Here is a 21085-nt window from a genome sequence, read left to right on the forward strand (position 1 = left end):
GATTTTCGAGCCGATGCTGAGGGGGTAAAGGAATTTCATGCCCAGTCTGGATGATATTTTCAGATATTTCACGGGCGTCTGGAAGATGATGCTTGGCCGTAAAGACGGCCTTGCATACCTTGACATCTCTGCAGAAGATTTCTGGGCATCTTTCTATGCGATTGCCATCGCCTTTCCTCCGCTTTTGGCAACGTGGGTTGCCTATGCGGCCGATCTGACTGCCGGTCGCGATGAAGCGGGCTTGCGCCTTGCAATCGTCATCCGCGCGGCATTCGTCGATCTTGCCGCATGGGTGATACCAATTGCCATTGTTGGGGTACTCGCCCGACGGATAGGCATATCAAAGCGCTATGCAGCCTATGTTATAGCAACCAACTGGGGTAGTGCTCTGCTATCCTGGCTTTTCGCGCCGATAACACTGCTACAACTGTTCTTTCCGGGCTATCTCGATGTTGCAACGCTTTTTGCCTTGGTCATGTTCGCGGTATCGATCATATTGAGCTATCGGCTCACATTCGTCGTACTGCAACGCCCACACGCTTATGTGGCACCGTTCTTTGCCTGCATGTTCTTCGGCTCACTGTTCATCACAGTGTTCCTGCAGCAGCTCTTCGGCATCGGGCTTAGTGCACAGGCTTATTAATCAGCAGTTGCACCAGATCGATCCAGTGCAGCTGTAATCTCATTTATGACTGCACGTATTGCTGGTGCGGATTTCATATCCGTATGCACAGCCATCCAGACTTCCCGCTTAAGCGGAGCGTGGTTCGGAGAAACCCATGTGGTGGCGTCATCTCCTTCCACCATAAAATCCGGCAACATAGCAATTCCACCACCCGCCATAACAAGCGCGCGCTGAATTTCCAGTATGTTGGTCCTCAACGCTATTGATCGCTTATCGGCTAAAGCGAGCAGGTATGCTTGCTGTGGTGCGGCTTCAAGGCTTTCGTCATAAGCGACAAATCTCCATTCTTCACGCGGTGTCGTCGCCAGATAGTTGCGGCTTGCATAGGGTCGAAAGGCCTCCTCTCGCAACTTGCGGATAGCCAGATTGCCAACAGATGGTCGCGTGAGACGAATAGCTATATCCGCTTCACGCCGCTCCAGCGAACTGTAATGCGTTTCACCAAGCAGACATATATTGAGGCCAGGATATTTAGAGCAGAGGGCCGCAATTGGCCCAGCAAGCCGCGCGGCAGCGAAAGCTGGCGGCGCGCTGATCGTTACGGTCGCATTCAAATCCGCATGGCTGGACGCGCTCAACCGCGAAATAGCATGCACCTGATCATTCATCTGACGTGCGATTGTAACCACCTGCTGGCCATCGGCAGTCAACAAGAAACGTCGTCCGCGACGATCTATGAGCTTTAATCCGACCTCAGCTTCCAGAGATTCAACACGTCTTGCTACGGTTGCGTGCTCGACTTGGAGTAGGCGAGCAGCGCCGGAGAGCGTGCCGACTTCCGCTAAAGCTAAAAAATAGCGCACATTCTCCCAGTTCAACATTGTTAAATTTTTCCCATCAATGCGAAACAATCGATAATTTTCTAACGAATATCCATGCTCTATTGTAAGTCGAAATTCAATGGAGACGCTAAAAATGGACTGCGAAATCCTACTCGACGCTATTGGTGGAGCAGAATTGCTCAGGAAAGCTCCACACACACCCAAACAACCTGGACCGGGTGAGGTAAGAATTCGCCACAAGGCGATTGGTGTGAATTTTGTCGATGTCTATCACAGAACAGGTCTATACCCCGTGCCTCATTTCCCGATCATTCTCGGTGTTGAAGGCGCTGGATTTATTGAAGCGGCAGGCCCCGGTGTATCTAATCTCAAACCGGGTGATCGGGTAGCATATGCCGGCCTTCCCATAGGAGCTTACGCTTCAACGCGACTACTCCCTGCAGATCGAGTCCTCAAATTACCCGAACATGTATCCTCTGATGAAGTAGCAGCGAACTTGTTACGCGGGATCACAGCACACATGCTTCTCACCCATTCGTTTTGCGTTGATAGCAACACCACAGTGCTGATTCATGCAGCAGCGGGCGGCTTGGGAACAATCCTGACGCGGTGGGCAAAACATCTTGGCGCTAAAGTGATAGGAACCGTTAGCACGGAACTCAAAGCTTCTATCGCTACAAAGAACGGAGCCGACCATGTCATCGTGGGACGAGACACTGATTTTATTGCAGCAGTTAAAAAACTGACAGACGGACAAGGCGTCAACGTGGCTTATGATGGAATTGGCGGCGAAACTCTTATGAAAACTGCAAAGTGCATTCAACCATCAGGGGCATTGGTCAGTATTGGGCAGGCAGGTGGACGCATTGCTCAAAGCACAGTCGACGAACTGACGAAGCAGGCCGCCTTCTCCTTCCTGCGACCAAGTGTGATCTCTTATGTCACCGACCTCAACAACTACCGAGCTTCCGCAACAGAGCTTTTCAAATTTATGGGCGAAGGAATAGTTGGAACAATCAGCGAAAAAATCCCGCTCGCTGAGGCTGTACGAGCTCATCGAATGCTCGAAAACGGCCAGTCTTCAGGAAGCTTGCTGTTAATCCCCTAACAGCTTTTACCCGATTGTATCTTCAAAACGGAAATGCGTAATCAACGCCAATCAAATAGAGGCCATAGGGCGGCGCGACCTGACCGCAAGCTTTGCGATCTCTGGCTTCCAAAGCAGCCTGTAAATCATCTGCCGTCCAGCGGCCAACGCCCACTTCCATCAGGCTTCCCGCAAAGGATCGCACCTGATTATGCAGGAAGGAACGCGCTGAAACGCGCAGTTCGACATAATCGCCATCGCGCGTAATATCGAGCCGGTCGAGCGTCTTGATCGGGCTTTTCGCCTGACATTGCGTTGCGCGGAAAGTTGTAAAGTCGTGCTCACCAAGTAACCGCTTTGCAGCTTCGTGCATCGCTTCGTGGTCAAGACGCTTCTGCACCCACCAAACACGCTGATAATCGATCGCCAGCGGCGCACGACGATTGTGAATGCGATAAAGATAATGCCGGGCACGCGCCGAAAACCGCGCGTCAAAAGCATCCGTCGTCTTCTCGACATTGAGAATGCTGATGCGTTCATCCGCCATCACCAGATGCGCATTGAGCGCATCGCGCACTTTCGCAGCACCCCAATCTTTTGTCAGATCGACGTGAATGACCTGCGCGCTCGCATGAACGCCTGCATCGGTGCGGCCTGCCGCACTCAATGTCAGATCCTCTCCGCAGAATTTCTTGAACGCCTGCTCAATCGCGTTCTGCACGGCATGACCGTTTTCCTGCCGCTGCCAGCCGACATAGGGCGTGCCGTCATATTCGACAGTAATCTTGTAACGAGGCACCGCTCAGAGAACCTTCGTGACTTGTGTACCACGCAGAAATTCCTGCGTAGACAAAGGCTTGCCGCCTGAACGTTGTAGGGTCACAAGCCGCACAGCACCATCGCCGCAAGCAATTGTCAGGCGATCATCAAGTATAGTTCCCGGCACAGTTCCCGGAGCGCCGCTTCCCTCGCCCAATGTGGAGCGCTGAAGTTTTACACGTTCAACCGCACCGTTGATTTCCATCTCGCACCAGGCGCCCGGAAATGGCGAGATGCCGCGGATCGTATTGTGAACGTCCTTCGCGGGCTTCGACCAGTCGATACGCGCTTCGGCCTTGTCGATCTTGGCAGCGTAAGTGACACCTTCTTCGTCCTGCGCCTGAAGTGTGAGACTTTCACGCTCAAGCGCACCGAGCGCACGCACCATCAGGTCAGCACCGATAAGGCTTAAACGATCATGCAGCTCGCCTGCTGTCATGTCCGGCGTAATCGCAACTTTTTCGGCCATGGCGACAGGACCCGTATCAAGCCCCGCATCCATCTTCATGATCATCATGCCGGTCTCGGTATCGCCCGACATGATCGCACGCTGAATAGGAGCCGCACCGCGCCAACGCGGCAGAAGCGAGGCATGGCCATTGTAACATCCAAGGCGCGGCGCATCGAGAATGGCCTGTGGCAGCAGCAGGCCATAGGCCACAACGATTGCGACATCCGCTTCAAGGCTTGCAAAAACGCCCTGCTCTTCCGTACCTTTGAGGCTCTTCGGCGTGAAAACCGGAATGCCGAATTCCTCGGCCTTTTCATGCACAGGCGACTTGGTCAGTTCCAGTCCGCGACGGCCAGCCGGACGCGGTGGCTGCGAATAAACCGCAACGACTTCATAACCCTGTCCGATGATGGCTGTGAGGATTGGCACGGAGAAATCCGGCGTCCCCATAAAGACGATCCGCATTACAAAGCCCTGTTTGACGCACGCTGACTGGCGAGCTTCTTGAACTTCTTGATGACCATATCGCGCTTGAGCTTGGAGATATGATCGATAAACAGCACACCATTGAGATGGTCGATTTCATGCTGCAGACAGGTCGCCATCAGCCCATCGGCTTCCATCGACTTTTCCTTGCCGTCCGCATCGAAATAATTGACCTTGATGGTCGCAGGCCGCTCGACCTCGGCATAATAATCCGGGATCGACAGACAGCCCTCTTCATAGACGCTGCGTTCGTCCGATGAGGCAACGATCTCCGGATTGATGAAGACATGTGGCGCCTTCGGCTCGTCTTCCTTGGCGAGATCAATCACCAGCATCCGCAGAGGTTCGCCCACCTGAATGGCGGCAAGGCCAATGCCCGGCGCGTCATACATGGTGTCGAACATGTCGCCGGCAAATTTGCGCAACTGATCGTCAAAGCGCTCGACAGGCTTGGAAAGCTGGCGCAGGACGGGATCGGGAAGGATGATGAGCGGTTTAATAGACATGCGCTTCACGTAATCGCTTGTGCGAGAATCGTCAATTGTAACTTGCAAAATGTTCTTGTTTTGATCTCATCAAGGCGACACGAATCAGTTAAGCTGGCGCAATGGAAAACCAGAATCTCTTGAACGAACCACTTCTGCAGCTTGGTGCAACCTCTTTCACGCTGGGAGATATCCTCCTTGCGGGCATTGTCGTGCTGGTCCTTTGCCTCGCCATTTTCCTCATTGCAGCAGCGCGTTCTGCACGTCTTCGCGCGGTTGCGGAAGCACAGGCTGAAGACCGTGCGCGCGATGCGGAATATCGCATGGCAGAGATTCTGAAAGCACAATCCGAAATGCAGGGCCGGATGCAAACCATGGCCGAAGTCTTCGGTTCACGGCAGGCAGAGCTCAACCAGTCGATCCGCGAACGGCTCGACGGCATGACGCATCGCATCGGTCAGACCATGACCGAGCAGACCCGTTCGACACATGAAAACCTCGCCAAACTGCAGGAGCGTCTTGCAGTCATCGACACGGCGCAGAACAATATCCAGTCGCTTGCCGGTCAGGTCGTGCAGTTGCAGGCGATCCTTGCCAACAAGCAGACGCGCGGTGCCTTTGGCCAGTCGCGCATGGAAGCAATCATTGCCGATGGTCTGCCGCAGGGCGCTTACGAGTTTCAAGCGACACTATCCAACGGCACGCGCCCCGATTGCCTTGTCAGGATGCCAAACAACGCGCCTTCACTGGTTATCGACGCAAAATTCCCACTTGAAGCATGGAACTCCATGCGCGAAACAGAACATCCGGAAGCGCGCAAGACAGCCGTTGCGCAGTTCCGCCGTGATATGGAAGTGCATATCAAAGATGTTTCCGACAAATATCTGATACCCAGTGAAACACAGGATACGGCTTTTCTATTCGTGCCGTCGGAATCCATTTTTGCTGATATTCATGAGCACTTTGAAGCGCTGATCCAGCGCGCGCACCGGGCGCGGATCGTCATTGTCTCGCCATCGCTCCTGATGCTGTCCATTCAGGTTATTCAGGCGATCCTGAAAGATGCCCGTATGCGCGAACAGGCGCATGTCATTCAGGGTGAAGTGATCCGTCTGATGGAAGATGTGGGCCGCCTTGATGAACGTGTGCGCAAGCTGCAAACCCATTTCGTGCAGGCCAACAAGGATATTGACGACATTCTGGTGTCTTCCAATAAGGTCACCAAGCGCGGTGCGAAGATCGAAGCACTGGAATTTGGCCCGGCACCCGCTGAAGAGCCCCAGCGCCCGACGCGACAGTCGGATAACGCACCCACCCAAATGCGCCTGCGCGTGGTGGATGAGGATTAAAACCTACCAAAACAAAATAAGCCCGCAAGTTGCGGGCTTTGTCTTATTCAGGTTTTGACGTCCTGTCAGAGTGACCAAGATCGCGATCAGGCCAGACCAGATCACGCACGCGTTGCTTCAATACCTTGGCTTCCGGAAAACCGCCGTCACGCTTGCGTTCCCAGATGAGTTCATCCTGACCGCTCGGCATAGACAGATGGATTTCAAACACGCCACCTGTACCGGGCCGCAGCGCCACTTCCGCCAAATCCTGCCCAAATGTCTGCAGCAACTCTTGCGCCAGCCATGCCGCCCGCAGCATCCAATTACATTGCGTGCAATAGGTGATGGAGATGCGGGGTTGGTGAGGCAAAGTTAAATGTCCATCACTATTTGCCCGTCATCAAAATCGCCACGCTTCTGTTCGCGCTTTTTCAACTCGCCGGCAAGTCGGTTTTCATCGACCTTTCTGAACGCTCTTGCAAATCTATCAAGAATAACAATTGGCTCTTCTTTAAGATAAGGTCGTAAAGATTCCAGATTATACAAAGTATCGCTCCGGCGAGAACCAATCTTATCTACATAATGAATTTCAACGTCGGCCCGTTGCCCAAAAAAATCTGTCTTTAATATTTCTTCATCAATAGCCCAAGCCAAACCAGCTAAATCAGAGATTGATGCTCTATTATCATTCCTAGAATGAAAATAAACCATCTTGATAGTATCATTTTCAACGATAAAAAAACTTGGTCCAATTGTACTAAAAAGATCTGGAGAGATCTGGTATTGTCTTTTGCCGAAATCGAATGCCTGTATCTTACGCCCAATAATCTTAGGTAATACAGATTCAACTATTTTGGCGTTATCATTTGCACCAACGATAGTACCGTTTCCGCGACAATCCGCAATTAGTTTTTGTGTCCTTAAATGCGCATTACTATACGCAGCTTTCAAAAAAGTCACACTACGCTGATGACTATGACCACCTGGCTTCTTTGCCAAATGCCGAGTTACATTTGACTCAGTTTCTGCGTCAGTCTCACCTGTTAATCGAAAAACATCTATAAGCATTGGCACACGATAGTATGGCATTCCATCTCCGCTTGCTGTTTAATGCATGTCTAATAATCAAGAACTCCGAAATATATCCGATTCGTTGAGTGTAAGGAAATATTCGCGTATAAATTTATTGGGGATGCGCATTCCAATCGCACTTCGACCTGATCCAGCTTCCCACACCTTGTGCCAAGGGGAGTTAACCTCGTGCGTCATTTCAGATAATTCATAGGGATGGAATTGAGAGTAGGCACGCAACATAAACTTTATGAAGCTGCGATCGGCATCAGTTAAATGCGCCTCAGGAGCTATATACTGTTTAGTCACAGCATCGAAGATTTCGAATCTACGCTCAATTTTACGACCAGACATACCTTTCAATTGATCATAAATAACTCTTATAACCGGACCGTGCTTCCAAGCTTCAAAAGGTTGACCAATTAATGGAGTATTGAATCGAGCAAGATACCATCCATGCGCAAAGTACAAAATTTTGAGCATGGATGTAGAATAGAGATCGATATTAAACTGGTAAGCATCCTGTAAAATGCTATTCGCTAAAGCTCGCGCATCATAAGGCGGAGCGTTCAGCGGAATACCAGATTGCACGGCGCTCAATCATCACCCATCTTGAGTGCCTGAATGAAGGCCTCTTGCGGGATTTCCACCTTGCCGAACTGGCGCATGCGCTTCTTGCCTTCCTTCTGCTTGTCCAGAAGTTTGCGCTTACGCGAAATATCGCCGCCGTAGCACTTGGCTGTCACGTCTTTGCGCAATGCCGAAATGGTTTCGCGCGCCACGATACGGCCGCCAATGGCTGCCTGGATTGGGATCTTGAACATATGCTGCGGGATCAGCTCTTTAAGCTTTTCACACAACGCACGGCCACGCTTTTCAGCAGCCGAGCGGTGAACCAGCATCGAAAGCGCATCGACTGGCTCTTCGTTGACGAGGATCGACATCTTAACCAGATCACCTTCGCGGTAATCCGAGAGATTATAGTCGAACGAAGCATAACCCTTCGAGATCGACTTCAGACGATCGTAGAAATCGAACACGACTTCGTTGAGCGGCAGATCATAGGTGATCATCGCACGCGGGCCAACATAGGTCAGATCGATCTGGAGGCCGCGACGCTCCTGACAGAGCTTCATGATCGCGCCGAGATAATCATCGGGCGTCATGATGGTGGCGCGAATCCAAGGCTCTTCGATCGCTTCGATCTTCACAACATCCGGCATATCAGCCGGATTGTGCAGCTCTTTCTGCGAGCCGTCCTGCATGTTCAGGCGATAGACAACCGAAGGCGCCGTTGTGATGAGGTCGAGATCGAACTCGCGCTCAAGACGTTCCTGAATGATTTCAAGATGCAGAAGCCCCAGGAACCCGCAGCGGAAACCGAAACCGAGCGCCGCAGAAGTTTCCATTTCAAACGAGAACGACGCATCGTTAAGACGCAGCTTGCCCATGGCTGCGCGCAAGTCTTCAAAGTCTGCCGCATCAACCGGGAAAAGTCCGCAGAACACAACCGGCTGCGCCGGCTTAAAGCCCGTCAGGGGCTTTTCCGTCGGGCGGCGGTCTTCGGTGATGGTATCACCGACGCGGGTATCAGCCACTTCCTTGATGGAAGCGGTGATGAAGCCCAGTTCACCCGGTCCGAGTTCATCCATCTGAACCATTTTCGGCGTAAATACGCCCGTCCGTTCAACCGGATATTTCGCGCCCGTACCCATCATGCGGATGGTCTGGCCCTTTTTCAGCACACCGTCGATAACACGGACCAGAACAATAACGCCGAGATAGCTGTCATACCAGCTGTCGACCAGCATCGCCTTCAATGGCGCATTGCGGTCGCCTTCTTTTGGCGCAGGCAACTGGGTGACGATGGCTTCCAGCACATCTTCGATGCCGATGCCAGTCTTGGCGGAAATGTGCACCGCCTGCGCGGCATCGATGCCTATCACTTCCTCAATCTGGTTTTTAACGCGCTCAGGCTCGGCGGCAGGAAGGTCAATCTTGTTCAGCACCACCACGATCTCGTGGTTGTTGTCGATGGCCTGATAGACATTGGCCAGCGTCTGCGCTTCCACGCCTTGGCTGGCATCCACTACCAGAAGCGAACCTTCGCACGCAGCCAGCGAACGTGAGACTTCATAGGCGAAGTCGACATGTCCAGGGGTGTCGATGAGGTTCAGCACATAGTCCTCGCCGTTCTTCGCCTTATAGGTAAGACGAACAGTCTGGGCTTTGATGGTAATGCCGCGCTCGCGCTCGATATCCATCGAGTCGAGGACCTGGTCCTTCATCTCACGCGTGTCCAGCCCGCCCGTCAATTGAATGAGGCGGTCGGCCAGCGTCGATTTGCCGTGGTCGATATGGGCGACGATCGAAAAATTGCGAATATGGTCAAGTGGTGTGCTCATGCGCGCGATTTACCAGTAAGCCGCGAAATCTCAAAGCGGTATTGCATGTTTAATACGGGAAAAGCGGTCAGTTTCGACATCGTGACAACAAGTCCCCTTTGCGTTGTTGCCAAAAGGCGATAAATCACCGCCAGAAAACATGCCGCAATGATCAACTCGGGCATCATATCCGGCGTTATAATCAGGCTTTCATGCAGGAGTTCAGGATGAAGACCGAACCGAACGAAGTCCACAACAGGCCAAAACTGGTCACCGTTTTCGGCGGCTCTGGCTTTGTCGGGCGCGCGGTTGTAGCAAGCCTCACCAAGCGCGGCTATCGTGTGCGCGTTGCCGTGCGCAAGCCAGAGGTTGCTTATTACATGGCACCGCTTGGCAATGTTGGCCAGATCCAGATGGTTCAGGCCAATGTCCGCCATCGCTGGTCCGTTGAACGCGCCATCATGGGCGCTGATCATGTCATCAATCTCGTCGGTATCCTTTCGGAAAGCGGCAAGCAGCGTTTCAACAGCGTTCAGGTGCTGGGTGCAAAGAACATTGCTGAGGCCGCAAAAGCGGCTGGCGTCCCGATGACGCATCTCTCCTCGCTTGCAGCCGATGCAAAATCTCCGTCGGATTATGCACGCACCAAGGCAGAAGGTGAAAACGCCGTTCTCTCGGTTCTGCCGGATACGATTATCCTGCGTCCGTCAATCATTTTCGGCCATGAAGATCGCTTCTTCAACCGCTTTGCCAATCTGGCGCGCTTCTCGCCATTCCTGCCGGTTATCGGCGGCGGTGAAACCAGGCTGCAGCCGGTTTATGTCGGCGATGTCGCAGAAGCTGTTGCCCGCGCAGTCGATGGCAAGCTTGAAGCCGGTAGCGTTTATGAACTGGGTGGTCCGGACGTACAGCCTTTCAAGCATTGGATGAAAGATATGCTCGACGTCATCGCCCGTAAACGCATTATCATTTCCATACCATGGTGGGTTGCACGTATTCAGGCCTCGGTTCTCGGCCTTTTGCCAAACCCACTGCTCACCAACGATCAGGTGACATTGCTCAAATATGATAATGTCGTCTCGGAACAGGCTGCCAAAGAAGGCCGCACACTTCAGGGCATGGGCATCACGCCTGAAGCCGTGGATGCAATAATTCCCGCCTATCTCTGGCGTTACCGGATTGCTGGCCAATACACCAAAACCGGACTTGCCTGAGTATAGTGTGAGACCAAAAAAATAGGGGGCCGTAAGGCCCCTTTTTTATTGCGCGGAACGCTCCAGCCCTCCGCTATGGCTTAGAGCGCCGTGCGTCCCTATGGACGCACAAAGGACGCTCTATTTATTGAATCTACGCATCGTGCCTTCCAAAAATAACTTCTGATTTTTGGGCCGATGCTGTAGCGCGTTCGTCGCTCAAAAAGCCAAATCGTTGGCTTTTTGTCCGCTACGCGGAACGCTTCTCACCCCCAAATCAGCAGAGCAGCCATTCCGAGCGAGCCGACGATCAGGCGCCACCAGCCGAACAACTTGAAACCATGGCGGGAAACATAGTCGAGCAGATGACGCACGACGAATACGCCTGAAATAAACGCCATCACGAAGCCGACAACGATCAAAGCACCATCGTTGAACGACAACATGCTGTGGCTCTTATAAAGGTCGTAGGCAAACGCACCGGCCATTGTTGGCATGGCGAGAAAGAAGGAGAATTCAGCGGCCGAACGCTTGTCTGCGCCGAGCAAAAGTGCGCCAACAATGGTGGAGCCGGAGCGCGACACGCCAGGGATCATGGCAAGACACTGGACAAAGCCAATGGCCAGACAGATCGGCAACGGATAATCCATCACATCACGATAACGCGGCTTCAGCTCCAGCTGATCGACCCACAGAAGAATAAAACCACCAATGATCAGCATGGCGCAAACCAGCATCGGCGTTTCAAAAAGCACGCTCTTGATGAAGCCGTGTGCCATTGCACCGATGACGGCTGCAGGCAGAAATGCAATCAGAATCCCCAGCACGAAACGACGAGTCCGAGCATCACGCGGAAAGTCAGTCAGAATTTTGATGAGCTTTGCCGAATAGACCGTCAGGATCGCAAGGATTGCGCCCAGCTGAATGAGCACTTCAAAGGTCTTGCCCGTCGATTCAAAGCCCAGAAAATGACCGACCAGCAATAAATGGCCTGTGGAGGAAACGGGGATGAATTCCGTCAAACCTTCGATGAGACCAAGAAAAGCGGCTTCCAGAAGATTATAAATTTCCATGAAGTCAGTACCTTAGGGAGGTGAGCGGGATGAAAATGGCGTGTCTTGACGAGCTGTTAAGCATGAAAATGCAATAATAGGCGCTTAAGCGATTGCTTGTCTCCCGCAGGCATAGCCCTTATAGACTAAACATTCCGTTGAGGTGGCTCGAATCGCCTGACAGCAGAAATAACCTGCTGTCTGCGCAAATGCCAGCCACAGGGCCTCATCGGGTATCAATTAGAGCGCCACGCGTCCAAATGGGACGCGTAAAGGACGCTCTAAAACTACTAAATCGAAGCATCGTGCTTTCCAAAAATCGTTGTCGATTTTTGGGCCGATGCTGTAAAGCTTGTCAGTCGAGAGTACCGCGTCGATTATGCTTACGCTTTTTCATCATCCCATGTCTTCAGGCTCGCGCTATGTGCGGCTTATCCTCGGCGAATATGATGTGGAAGCCGAGCTGATCGAGGAACGACCATGGTCGCGGCGTAAAGAATTTCTGGCGCTGAACCCTGCTGCAACACTTCCTGTATTGTTGGCTGAACGCGATCTGCCGGTTGTTGGCGCAACCGTCATTGCGGAATATCTCGATGAGACACGTGGCGCATTGAAGCGTAGTCGTCGCCTGCTACCGGAAAGCCCGATGGAGCGCGCAGAAGTGCGCCGCCTTGTCGACTGGTTCTTGCTCAAATTCGAGAACGAGGTTACGCGGCACATAGCGCGCGAGCGCGTGTTCAAGCTTCAAATGGCTGACGAAATGGGGGGCAGCGCGCCCGATTCGACAGCTATTCGCGCAGCCCGCACCAATATTCGCCAGCATATGAAATATATCGACTGGCTTGCGGCAACTCGGGACTGGCTTGCAGGTGGTCATCCGAGCTATGCTGATATGGCAGCAGCTGCATCAATTTCCGTGCTCGACTATCTCGGTGAAATCGAGTGGAGCGAAACCAAGGCCGCCCGCGACTGGTATGCACGTATGAAGTCGCGCCCAGCCTTCCGCCCCCTGCTCTCCGATCGTGTGCGCGGACTAGCACCAGTGGCCCATTATGGCGACCTCGACTTCTGAGACAAAGCAAGTTTCTGGACAGGTTTCGGAAAGGGATCTCAAGCTCAAGCGCTTTCTCATTGAGGAAGCGAAAGCTGTAGGTTTCGACGCGGTCGCTTTCACAACGCCTGATACTATCCCACAAGCACCGCAGCGACTTCGGCAATATATTGCCGACGGCCATCACGCCGACATGCTCTGGATGGAGGAAACGGAAGACCGCCGTGCCAATCCAAGTGTGCTGTGGCCCGAAGTCCGTTCGATCATGATTCTCGCCATGAATTATGGTCCGGACAGCAATCCGCTCGGCATTCTTGAACACAAGAACCGGGCGGCAATTTCGGTCTATGCGCAGAACCGCGATTACCACGACATCATCAAAGGTAAGCTCAAACATGTGGCGAGCCGCTTTGCGGCCCGCGCTGGTCAGGATGTCAAAGTCTTCGTGGACACGGCTCCCGTTATGGAAAAGCCATTAGCGGAAGCTGCCGGTGTTGGCTGGCAGGGCAAACACACCAATCTGGTCAGCCGCGAGCTTGGCTCATGGCTTTTTCTCGGCTCGATTTTCACCACGGCTGAAATTCCGCCTGATGAACCGGATCGCGATCATTGCGGCTCCTGCCGCGTCTGTCTCGATGCCTGTCCGACGAAAGCTTTCCCCTCGCCTTACCGGATCGATGCGCGACGCTGCATTTCCTATCTAACGATAGAAAACAAAGGCCCGATCCCGCATGAATTCCGCAAAGCGATGGGCAATCGCATCTATGGTTGCGACGATTGCCTGTCGGTCTGCCCATGGAATAAATTTGCACAAGCGACCAGCGAGATGAAGCTGAAAGCGCGCGACGATCTTAAAGCACCTCGGCTTGCCGATTTTCTGGTTCTTGACGATCCGGCTTTTCGCACACTGTTTTCCGGCTCGCCCGTCAAACGGATCGGACGTGATCGTTTCTTACGAAATGTGCTGATCGCAGCGGGCAATTCGCAAGATCCGTCTTTGCTGCCTCAGATCGAAAATCTGCTTGAAGACCCTGCCCCCGTTGTGCGCGGTGCAGCGGTCTGGGCATTCAAGCAGCTCGCCACCATGGAACGTTTCAAAATTTCAAAGAAACGTCTGGCCTCGAGCGAAGAGGATGATACGGTGCGCGCAGAATGGATATTGGAGGACGTCTGACATGCGCATTTTTCTGTTTGGAGCCGGTTATTCTGCGAGAGCCTTTTCCCGCCTGATGACCGGAGAGGCAGAACGCATCGATGGCACCACCCGCAACGAGCAAAACTTCCCGACACTGGAAAAAGCGGGCATCGCACCAATCATTTTCGATGGTGAAACCGCTTCACCAGAACTCATCGCCCGGCTTGCGAAATCAACCCATGTCGTTATCTCGATCTCGCCTCGCGAAAACGGCGATCCTTCTGTGGCAATCGTCGAAGAGGCGCTTCGTCGACCCGACAACACGATCCGCTGGATCGGCTATCTTTCCACCGTCGGTGTTTATGGCAATCACGATGGCAACTGGATCGATGAAACCGCCCCATGTGAACCTACCTCACGCCGGTCGCTTGAGCGCGTTGAAGCAGAAAATGCATGGAATGCTTTAAGCGAACGGCACGGTACGCCGGTCGCACTTTTGCGCCTGTCCGGCATTTACGGTCCGGGCCGCAATGCCTTCATTAATCTGGAACGTGGCACGGCACGGCGCATCATCAAGAAAGGTCAGGTTTTCAACCGCATTCATGTCGACGATATTGCCGGAACTCTGCGTTTTCTGGCAGGCACCAATACGGGCGGCGCTTTCAACATCACCGATAATGAGCCTGCGCCGCCGCAGGATGTCGTGGCCTATGCGGCCGAGTTGATGGGTGTTGCACCACCGTCAGAGGTTCCGTTTGAAGAAGCGGAGATGACGCCGATGGCGCGCTCTTTCTATGGTGAAAACAAGCGCGTCTCCAACCAGCGCATCAAAGATCTCGGCTACGATTTCATCCATCCCGACTACAAAGCTGCTTTTTCCGCCATGTGGCGAGACCATAATTGGCGATGATTGCCGTTTAGACGAACGCGAAGCATAATCCGGCCTATCAGCTCGAATGATTCGAGAAAATTTTTTATGGGAAATTGCCCATGGCAAAGAGATCCAGCTCGAAATTCTGGCCACGTCTTGTTCTGGCAACCTGTCTTGCGGCAATGATCGCTCCGGATTTTGTAACACAGGCCTTAGCTCAGGATGCCCCTGCCAAGCAGGCATTTGGCAGCAAACAGCTGCCGGTTCTGGCGCGATCACCGCAATCCATCGGCTTTTATGCCAAGGGCTGTCTTTCCGGTGGCGTTGCCCTCCCTATCGATGGCCCCAACTGGCAGGTCATGCGGCTTTCTCGCAATCGCAACTGGGGGCACCCGCGCACCATTGGCCTTCTGGAGAAACTATCCCGCGACGCCGCAAAAGACGGCTGGCCAGGCCTTCTGGTTGGCGACATTTCGCAGCCTCGCGGCGGCCCTATGCTCACTGGTCACGCCTCGCACCAAGTTGGGCTGGACGCGGATATATGGCTTACACCAATGCCAAAGAAGCGCTTCACAGATGCCGAGCGCGAAAGCGTATCTGCTGTGTCGATGCTGAAAAAGGATTCGCTGTACGTCGATCCGCAGAAATGGACCCCTGCCCGCACGGCACTCATCAAACATGCCGCCAGCTACCCGGAAGTCGAGCGCATCTTCGTTCACCCGGGCATCAAAAAGCAACTTTGCGATACGGTGACAGGCGACCGCAGCTGGCTTGGCAAAGTGCGTCCCTATTGGGGGCATTTCTATCATTTCCATGTGAGACTGCATTGTCAGCCCGGATCGCCGGACTGCAAGCCACAGCCAAAGGTGGCGGCAGGTGACGGTTGCGACAAGTCGCTGGCATGGTGGTTTACCGACGAGCCATGGAAGCCTGCAAAGCCATCCAAGGAGCCGCCTAAAAAACCAAGGCCGGTCATGGTGTCGGATTTGCCAAAAGCCTGTGCCGCGGTGCTGAATGGCCCATCGCCGGATTCGATCGCAGATGTTATTTATGGTGCCAATTAAGCGTGTAATAGAAAACATGCTTTTCACTTAACCACGGCTTCGCTATAGGGTTTAAACGATTTAAACTTCAAATGACAAGGTTATCAATCTCATGACAGAACGTCTGCGCATTGCTTTGATCGCTCATGACCTGAAGAAAGACGAGATGGTCGCCTTTGCGCGTGCGCATGAGAAAGCCTTGTCGCATTACGATATCGTTGCGACCGGGACGACAGGAGGCCTCATCCAGGAGGCTTGCCCTTCGCTCAACATTCATCGTGTCAAAAGCGGACCGCTTGGCGGCGATCAGCAGATTGGCGCAATGATTGCCGAAGGAACGGTGCAGGCTTTGATCTTCTTCATCGATCCGCTATCGCCACTTCCACATGATGTCGACGTGAAAGCGCTGACCCGCCTCGGCAGCGTCTACGACATCCCAATGGCGCTTAATCCGGCAACGGCTGAAAAGCTGGTAAAAGTTCTGGATTAAACCAGACATTCTTTTTTGTATTAGGCAGCCCGCAAATAATAAGAACAGACGAAGCAGCAAGGCAGACCATGATTAACGCTGACCAGAGTTTCAAGTTTCCCGTCCTCGTCGGCGATATCGGTGGAACCAATGCGCGCTTTGCGCTTCTTGTTGATGCCCACGCGGAACCGAAAGAGTTTCCCGTGGTGCAAACGGCTGATTATGCAACGATTGATGATGCAATCGAGCAGACCGTCCTCAATCATACCTCCATACGCCCCCGCTCAACCATTCTGGCTGTTGCAGGCCCGGTCGATGGTGATGAAATCGATCTGACCAATTGTGACTGGGTGGTTCGCCCCAAGCAATTGATCGCAAATCTCGGCTTCGAGGATGTGACTGTTCTCAATGACTTTGAAGCTCAGGCGCTTGCAGTGGTTTCGATCGGCAAAGAATATCTGCATCAGATCGGCGGACACGACGAAGAGCTTGTCGCTACACGCGTGGTGCTTGGCCCAGGCACCGGCCTTGGCGTTGCCGGCCTTGTGCGCACTAGCAAAGCCTGGGTTCCAGTTCCCGGCGAAGGAGGACATATTGATATCGGTCCGCGCAGCGAACGCGATTATCAGGTCTTCCCACATATTGAACCAATTGAAGGTCGCGTCGCGGCCGAGCAGATTCTTTGCGGGCGCGGCCTTCGCAATCTCTATCTCGCAATCTGTGCCGCAGATAAGGTAACGCCCGTTCTCGACACGCCACCGGATATCACGGCCGCAGGGCTTGATGGTAGCAATGCGCAGGCTGTTGAAACACTCGACCTGTTCGTCACCTATCTCGGCAGACTGGCAGGCGACCTTGCGCTTATCTACAAAGCCCATGGCGGGGTTTATCTCTCGGGTGGCATTCCGCAGCGTATTCTGCCTGCCTTGCAAGCCGGATCGTTCAGGGCAGCCTTTGAGGACAAGGCTCCTCATACACATTTTATGCGGGATATTCCGGTCCGCGTCGTCATTCATCCGCTGGCAGCACTCAGCGGGTTGTCCGCATTTGCTCGCATACCAACGCGGTTTGAAGTTTCAACCGATGGCCGCCGCTGGCGTGTTAGCTGATCGGGTTTGCTTTCTCAGGCATGGTCAAGCGGCAAAGATAACGCTATAGAAACGCTGCAATGAAACACTTAGAGCATTTGAGCCAAAAGTGCGAAGCGGTTTTGCGTTGGATAATGCGCAAAAACGAAGAACTAGAGCGGTTCTATCGATTTTGTCTCAACTGGACCCGTTCTATTGCAGCCTTTTGTCGTTTCCAGTCCAAAAGGACGCGCGAAAATGCATGATCAACGACAGCCAGCGGCTGCTAGATAAAAAAGCACTTTGCCTGTGAGCCTATTCAAAAAGAAAAAGAAGAAGATTGATCCGAGCGAAGCTACGCGTGTCATTCGCCGCATGCTGTCGGAGAATGCGCATCAATATAAAGCAAGCTATGCTATCGCCATTGCCGCCTCTCTTCTCGTCGGCGTATCAAATGGTGCGCTCGCCTATCTGATGAAGCCGATGATCGACAAGATCTTCTACGAGCAGAAAATTGGTCTTATCTGGGTAATCTGCGGCGCGATCCTCGGCATTTTCGTTCTGCGTGGTCTTTCAAGTTATATTCAGGCGGTCGAGCTGGCGAAGATCGGCAACAATCTGGTAGCGCGCTATCAGAAGCGCATCTTCGACCATCTGCTGAAGCTTGGCCTCGATTTTTATAACGATACGCGATCCGGCCATCTGGCAGCGCAAATCAATCAGAATGTGAATGGCATACGCGATTTGCTGAACATGACAATCACATCGATTGCCCGTGATTTCGTGGCGCTTATCGGTCTGATCGGCATGATGTTTTATACCGATCCGTTCATGTCGACGGTGGTCTTTCTGGTCGGTCCGCCGCTCGTTCTGGCGGTTTCATATATTTCTCGCCGCATCAGGTCTGTCACACGCGATCTGGTTCACTTGAACTCCCATCTTCTGGGAGCCATGCAGGAAACCGTGCAGGGCATTTCCATCGTGAAGGCCTTCACCATGGAAGACCAGCTTCGCGGCAAAATCAGCACGCTGATCGATCAGGCAGAAAACAGAAGCAACAAAATCGCACGCGTCTCCGAACGTACCACGCCAATTGCAGAAATTCTGGCAGGTTTCGCCATTGCGGGCGTGTTGGCCTATAGCGGCTATAATGCGATCCTCAACCAGCAGCCGCCTGGCGCAATGTTCGCCTTCATCACCGCGCTGCTTCTGGCTTACGATCCTGCGCGCCGTCTTGCGCGTTTGCAGGTCGGACTGGAACGTGCACTTGTGAATGCACGCATGATCTACGAAGTGCTGGATATCGAACCCAATCAGGGCGATGCGCCTGATGCTGTTCCGCTTAAAGCTGGTCCCGGTGAAATTGACTTCCAGAACGTGCACTTCGCTTATAGCGATATCGCGCAGGTCCTGCATGGCGTGAACTTCACAGCCAAGGCCGGTGAAACCACCGCTATCGTTGGTGCGTCTGGCGCGGGCAAATCGACCCTCATCAGCCTTGTGCAGCGCTTTTACGACGTCACCGACGGAGAAATCCTGTTCGACGGACAGGACATCTCAAAAGTCACGAAAGAGTCGCTGCGTCATTGCGTGGCTTATGTTTCACAGCAGCCTTATCTTTTTGAAGGCACCATTGCCGATAATATCCGCTATGGACGCCCCAACGCGACGCTGGATGAAATCATCGAGGCTGCAAAACTTGCCAATGCGCATGAATTCATTCTTCAACAACCGCAGAGCTATGACACGCCCGTTGGCGAAAATGGCGTAACGCTTTCCGGCGGTCAGCGCCAGCGCATATCGATTGCACGCGCAATCGTGCGTAACGCTCCTGTCCTTCTGCTGGATGAAGCCACCTCCGCACTTGATAATGAGTCGGAGAAGCGTGTGCAGCAGGCGCTTGATCACATCATGCAGGATCGCACGACCATCGTCATCGCTCATCGTCTTTCCACCGTCGTCAATGCCGACCGCATTGTCGTGATGGAAGCCGGATATGTTGTCGAAGAAGGCCGTCACAGCGACCTGATCAAGATACCAAATGGCGTCTATGCCCGCTTCTATCAACTTCAGAGCGGCAAGGATGACATGCTCATCGGAAATACAGGCTCGGAGGAAACGTCAAATGGCTGAAAACGCTGAAATGGGCCTCGTGGTTGTTGGGGCGAGCGGTCGGATGGGGCAGACTCTCATTCGCACGATCCGTGCAATTCATGGCGCACGACTGATCGGGGCTATTGAACGTGAGGGATCACCTTTTCTCGGTAGAGATGCCGGTGAGCTTGCAGGTGTCGGTCATCTGGGCGTCGAGATCACCCACGACCCTCTTCTAGTCTTTGCAAAAGCCCAGGGCGTTATCGACTTCACCAGTCCCTCTGCTACGGTGAATTATGCAGGGCTCGCAGCGCAGGCCCGCATCGTCCATATCATTGGCACCACAGGCATTTCCACTGACGAAGAAGAAAAGATCCGTGCCGCCGCTCGCCATGCAACAATCGTCAAATCCGGCAATATGAGCTTGGGCGTCAATCTTCTGTCTGGTCTTATCAAGAAGGCAGCGCAAGCGCTCGGGCCCGAAGATTTCGATATAGAAATTCTCGAAATGCATCACAAGCACAAGGTCGACGCACCATCAGGTACGGCCCTTCTGCTGGGGGAAGCAGCTGCCCAAGGGCGAGCGATCAATCTTGCTGAAAAAAGCGTGCGTGTGCGCGATGGTCATACTGGACCACGCGAGGAAGGCACGATTGGTTTTGCGACTTTACGCGGCGGCTCTGTCATCGGAGACCACGAAGTAATTCTGGCTGGCGAAGGAGAGCGTATCACCCTCTCCCACCATGCTCAGGACCGCACAATCTTTGCTCGCGGTGCTGTGAAAGCAGCACTTTGGGCTCATGGCAAGAAACCCGGCCTTTATTCCATGCTCGATGTTCTCGGGCTTAACGACTGATCTGTTTTTTCATCCCAACGGAGTGCTGCGATGTCTCGTACCCTCGTCCTGGTCCGCCACGGCCAAAGCGAATGGAACCTGAAGAACCTTTTTACTGGCTGGCGTGATCCAGGCTTGACCGAACAGGGCCATGCGGAAGCCAAGGCCGCCGGTCAGCGCCTGAAGGCCGCAGGCCTCAAATTCGACCTCGCATACACATCGGCCCTGTCGCGCGCTCAGGTTACCTGCCAGCACATTCTCGATGAACTCGGCCAGTCCGATCTCGAAACGATCCGCGATCAGGCCCTCAACGAACGCGACTATGGCGACCTCTCGGGGCTCAACAAAGACGACGCACGCGCAAAATGGGGCGAAGAGCAGGTCCATATCTGGCGCCGCTCCTATGACGTTCCTCCTCCGGGCGGCGAAAGCCTGAAGGATACCGGCGCGCGCGTGTGGCCTTATTATCTGCACACCATCCAGCCCCATGTTCTGCGCGGCGAGACCATTCTGGTTGCAGCACACGGAAATTCGCTGCGGGCGCTCATCATGGCGCTTGATGGCCTGACACCTGAAGAGATCCTCAAGCAGGAACTCAACACAGGCGTCCCAATCATCTACAAGCTCAACGCCGATTCGACCGTCGCTTCCAAGGAAGTGCTTTCTGCATAATGATTTTTCGGGCGCAGACGCA

Annotated in this window: 22 protein-coding genes; 13 read left to right on the forward strand and 9 right to left on the reverse strand. The window is 53.4% G+C overall.

Annotation, left to right across the window (positions count from 1 at the left end; all coding sequences use genetic code 11):
• Positions 1-37 precede the first annotated feature (37 nt).
• Complete coding sequence (locus tag CEV33_RS09420; protein ID WP_094540217.1) at positions 38-643, forward strand: hypothetical protein; 606 nt, start codon at positions 38-40, stop codon at positions 641-643.
• Here the strand turns inward: CEV33_RS09420 and CEV33_RS09425 are convergent.
• Positions 640-1506 carry a LysR family transcriptional regulator gene (locus tag CEV33_RS09425; RefSeq protein ID WP_094540218.1) on the reverse strand — a complete coding sequence of 289 codons (867 nt, stop codon included), beginning with the start codon at positions 1504-1506 and terminating at the stop codon, positions 640-642. The two genes, CEV33_RS09420 and CEV33_RS09425, sit on opposite strands and share 4 nt — an antisense overlap.
• Positions 1507-1600: 94 nt before the next feature.
• Between CEV33_RS09425 and CEV33_RS09430 the strand changes: the two genes are divergently transcribed.
• The gene (locus tag CEV33_RS09430; RefSeq protein WP_094540219.1) at positions 1601-2575 is read left to right on the forward strand and encodes a quinone oxidoreductase family protein; all 975 of its coding nucleotides are present in this window, start codon (positions 1601-1603) and stop codon (positions 2573-2575) included.
• A gap of 22 nt (positions 2576-2597) precedes the next feature.
• On the opposite strand, the gene truA is transcribed toward CEV33_RS09430, so the two are convergent.
• From truA to def, 3 genes are read right to left on the reverse strand one after another with little or no spacing between them, the layout of a single operon-like run.
• Positions 2598-3353 (reverse strand): tRNA pseudouridine(38-40) synthase TruA, encoded by a 756-nt coding sequence (gene truA, locus CEV33_RS09435; protein WP_094540220.1) that lies wholly within the window; start codon positions 3351-3353, stop codon positions 2598-2600.
• 3 nt (positions 3354-3356) lie between these two features.
• Entirely contained in the window at positions 3357-4289 is a 933-nt protein-coding gene (gene fmt, locus CEV33_RS09440) for a methionyl-tRNA formyltransferase (RefSeq protein ID WP_094540221.1), read from the reverse strand.
• Positions 4289-4816: a peptide deformylase gene (def, locus tag CEV33_RS09445; protein WP_064322451.1), complete on the reverse strand. Its 528-nt coding sequence runs from the start codon at positions 4814-4816 to the stop codon at positions 4289-4291. The genes fmt and def overlap by 1 nt, the downstream gene beginning before the upstream one ends.
• Before the next feature lie 101 nt (positions 4817-4917).
• Here def and CEV33_RS09450 point away from each other — a divergent pair, with 101 nt between their 5' ends.
• Positions 4918-6144, forward strand: coding sequence for a DNA recombination protein RmuC (locus CEV33_RS09450; RefSeq protein ID WP_094540222.1), 1227 nt, complete (start codon positions 4918-4920; stop codon positions 6142-6144).
• A gap of 43 nt (positions 6145-6187) precedes the next feature.
• Here the strand turns inward: CEV33_RS09450 and CEV33_RS09455 are convergent, their stop codons facing one another.
• From CEV33_RS09455 to lepA, 4 genes are read right to left on the reverse strand one after another with little or no spacing between them, the layout of a single operon-like run.
• Positions 6188-6496 (reverse strand): SelT/SelW/SelH family protein, encoded by a 309-nt coding sequence (locus tag CEV33_RS09455; RefSeq protein ID WP_094540223.1) that lies wholly within the window; start codon positions 6494-6496, stop codon positions 6188-6190.
• Positions 6497-6498: 2 nt separating this feature from the next.
• Positions 6499-7215 (reverse strand): hypothetical protein, encoded by a 717-nt coding sequence (locus tag CEV33_RS09460; protein ID WP_141211574.1) that lies wholly within the window; start codon positions 7213-7215, stop codon positions 6499-6501.
• A gap of 36 nt (positions 7216-7251) precedes the next feature.
• Complete coding sequence (locus CEV33_RS09465; protein WP_235818392.1) at positions 7252-7788, reverse strand: Panacea domain-containing protein; 537 nt, start codon at positions 7786-7788, stop codon at positions 7252-7254.
• 5 nt (positions 7789-7793) lie between these two features.
• On the reverse strand, positions 7794-9602 hold the full coding sequence (gene lepA, locus CEV33_RS09470) for a translation elongation factor 4 (protein WP_094540226.1): 1809 nt from the start codon (positions 9600-9602) through the stop codon (positions 7794-7796).
• A gap of 206 nt (positions 9603-9808) precedes the next feature.
• On the opposite strand from lepA, the gene CEV33_RS09475 reads away from it, so the two are divergent.
• Positions 9809-10795 (forward strand): complex I NDUFA9 subunit family protein, encoded by a 987-nt coding sequence (locus CEV33_RS09475; protein ID WP_094540227.1) that lies wholly within the window; start codon positions 9809-9811, stop codon positions 10793-10795.
• A 245-nt stretch (positions 10796-11040) separates the two neighbouring features.
• On the opposite strand, the gene CEV33_RS09480 is transcribed toward CEV33_RS09475, so the two are convergent.
• Positions 11041-11847, reverse strand: a complete 807-nt coding sequence (locus CEV33_RS09480) for an undecaprenyl-diphosphate phosphatase (protein ID WP_094540228.1) — start codon at positions 11845-11847, stop codon at positions 11041-11043.
• Positions 11848-12205: 358 nt separating this feature from the next.
• Here CEV33_RS09480 and CEV33_RS09485 point away from each other — a divergent pair, with 358 nt between their 5' ends.
• From CEV33_RS09485 to CEV33_RS09525, 9 genes are all read left to right on the forward strand, one after another.
• Positions 12206-12898: a glutathione S-transferase family protein gene (locus tag CEV33_RS09485; protein ID WP_024899239.1), complete on the forward strand. Its 693-nt coding sequence runs from the start codon at positions 12206-12208 to the stop codon at positions 12896-12898.
• On the forward strand, positions 12879-14051 hold the full coding sequence (gene queG / locus CEV33_RS09490) for a tRNA epoxyqueuosine(34) reductase QueG (protein WP_094540229.1): 1173 nt from the start codon (positions 12879-12881) through the stop codon (positions 14049-14051). Before CEV33_RS09485 ends, queG begins: the two co-directional genes overlap by 20 nt.
• A gap of 1 nt (position 14052) precedes the next feature.
• Positions 14053-14922 carry an SDR family oxidoreductase gene (locus CEV33_RS09495; protein WP_094540230.1) on the forward strand — a complete coding sequence of 290 codons (870 nt, stop codon included), beginning with the start codon at positions 14053-14055 and terminating at the stop codon, positions 14920-14922.
• Between the two features lie 80 nt (positions 14923-15002).
• Positions 15003-15947, forward strand: a complete 945-nt coding sequence (gene mepA, locus CEV33_RS09500) for a penicillin-insensitive murein endopeptidase (RefSeq protein WP_094540231.1) — start codon at positions 15003-15005, stop codon at positions 15945-15947.
• Between the two features lie 91 nt (positions 15948-16038).
• Positions 16039-16416 carry a methylglyoxal synthase gene (locus tag CEV33_RS09505; RefSeq protein ID WP_094540232.1) on the forward strand — a complete coding sequence of 126 codons (378 nt, stop codon included), beginning with the start codon at positions 16039-16041 and terminating at the stop codon, positions 16414-16416.
• Positions 16417-16484: 68 nt separating this feature from the next.
• Positions 16485-17504: a glucokinase gene (locus CEV33_RS09510; RefSeq protein ID WP_094540233.1), complete on the forward strand. Its 1020-nt coding sequence runs from the start codon at positions 16485-16487 to the stop codon at positions 17502-17504.
• A 267-nt stretch (positions 17505-17771) separates the two neighbouring features.
• Entirely contained in the window at positions 17772-19595 is a 1824-nt protein-coding gene (locus tag CEV33_RS09515) for an ABC transporter ATP-binding protein (RefSeq protein ID WP_094540292.1), read from the forward strand.
• On the forward strand, positions 19588-20412 hold the full coding sequence (gene dapB / locus CEV33_RS09520) for a 4-hydroxy-tetrahydrodipicolinate reductase (RefSeq protein WP_235818385.1): 825 nt from the start codon (positions 19588-19590) through the stop codon (positions 20410-20412). The genes CEV33_RS09515 and dapB overlap by 8 nt, the downstream gene beginning before the upstream one ends.
• Positions 20413-20442: 30 nt before the next feature.
• Positions 20443-21063 carry a 2,3-bisphosphoglycerate-dependent phosphoglycerate mutase gene (locus CEV33_RS09525; protein ID WP_024899231.1) on the forward strand — a complete coding sequence of 207 codons (621 nt, stop codon included), beginning with the start codon at positions 20443-20445 and terminating at the stop codon, positions 21061-21063.
• Positions 21064-21085 lie beyond the last annotated feature (22 nt).

Source organism: Brucella grignonensis (assembly GCF_002252505.1).
Classification (GTDB): domain Bacteria; phylum Pseudomonadota; class Alphaproteobacteria; order Rhizobiales; family Rhizobiaceae; genus Brucella; species Brucella grignonensis.

Excerpts from the sequence above, each read along its gene's own strand:
- CEV33_RS09420 (WP_094540217.1), top strand. The coding sequence starts at position 38 with ATGCCCAGTCTGGATGATATTTTCAGATATTTCACGGGCGTCTGGAAG.
- CEV33_RS09425 (WP_094540218.1), bottom strand. The coding sequence starts at position 1,506 with ATGTTGAACTGGGAGAATGTGCGCTATTTTTTAGCTTTAGCGGAAGTC.
- CEV33_RS09430 (WP_094540219.1), top strand. The coding sequence starts at position 1,601 with ATGGACTGCGAAATCCTACTCGACGCTATTGGTGGAGCAGAATTGCTC.
- fmt (WP_094540221.1), bottom strand. The coding sequence starts at position 4,289 with ATGCGGATCGTCTTTATGGGGACGCCGGATTTCTCCGTGCCAATCCTC.
- def (WP_064322451.1), bottom strand. The coding sequence starts at position 4,816 with ATGTCTATTAAACCGCTCATCATCCTTCCCGATCCCGTCCTGCGCCAG.
- CEV33_RS09450 (WP_094540222.1), top strand. The coding sequence starts at position 4,918 with ATGGAAAACCAGAATCTCTTGAACGAACCACTTCTGCAGCTTGGTGCA.
- CEV33_RS09460 (WP_141211574.1), bottom strand. The coding sequence starts at position 7,215 with ATGCCATACTATCGTGTGCCAATGCTTATAGATGTTTTTCGATTAACA.
- lepA (WP_094540226.1), bottom strand. The coding sequence starts at position 9,602 with ATGAGCACACCACTTGACCATATTCGCAATTTTTCGATCGTCGCCCAT.
- CEV33_RS09475 (WP_094540227.1), top strand. The coding sequence starts at position 9,809 with ATGAAGACCGAACCGAACGAAGTCCACAACAGGCCAAAACTGGTCACC.
- CEV33_RS09480 (WP_094540228.1), bottom strand. The coding sequence starts at position 11,847 with ATGGAAATTTATAATCTTCTGGAAGCCGCTTTTCTTGGTCTCATCGAA.
- CEV33_RS09485 (WP_024899239.1), top strand. The coding sequence starts at position 12,206 with ATGCTTACGCTTTTTCATCATCCCATGTCTTCAGGCTCGCGCTATGTG.
- queG (WP_094540229.1), top strand. The coding sequence starts at position 12,879 with ATGGCGACCTCGACTTCTGAGACAAAGCAAGTTTCTGGACAGGTTTCG.
- CEV33_RS09495 (WP_094540230.1), top strand. The coding sequence starts at position 14,053 with ATGCGCATTTTTCTGTTTGGAGCCGGTTATTCTGCGAGAGCCTTTTCC.
- mepA (WP_094540231.1), top strand. The coding sequence starts at position 15,003 with ATGGCAAAGAGATCCAGCTCGAAATTCTGGCCACGTCTTGTTCTGGCA.
- CEV33_RS09505 (WP_094540232.1), top strand. The coding sequence starts at position 16,039 with ATGACAGAACGTCTGCGCATTGCTTTGATCGCTCATGACCTGAAGAAA.
- CEV33_RS09510 (WP_094540233.1), top strand. The coding sequence starts at position 16,485 with ATGATTAACGCTGACCAGAGTTTCAAGTTTCCCGTCCTCGTCGGCGAT.
- dapB (WP_235818385.1), top strand. The coding sequence starts at position 19,588 with ATGGCTGAAAACGCTGAAATGGGCCTCGTGGTTGTTGGGGCGAGCGGT.
- CEV33_RS09525 (WP_024899231.1), top strand. The coding sequence starts at position 20,443 with ATGTCTCGTACCCTCGTCCTGGTCCGCCACGGCCAAAGCGAATGGAAC.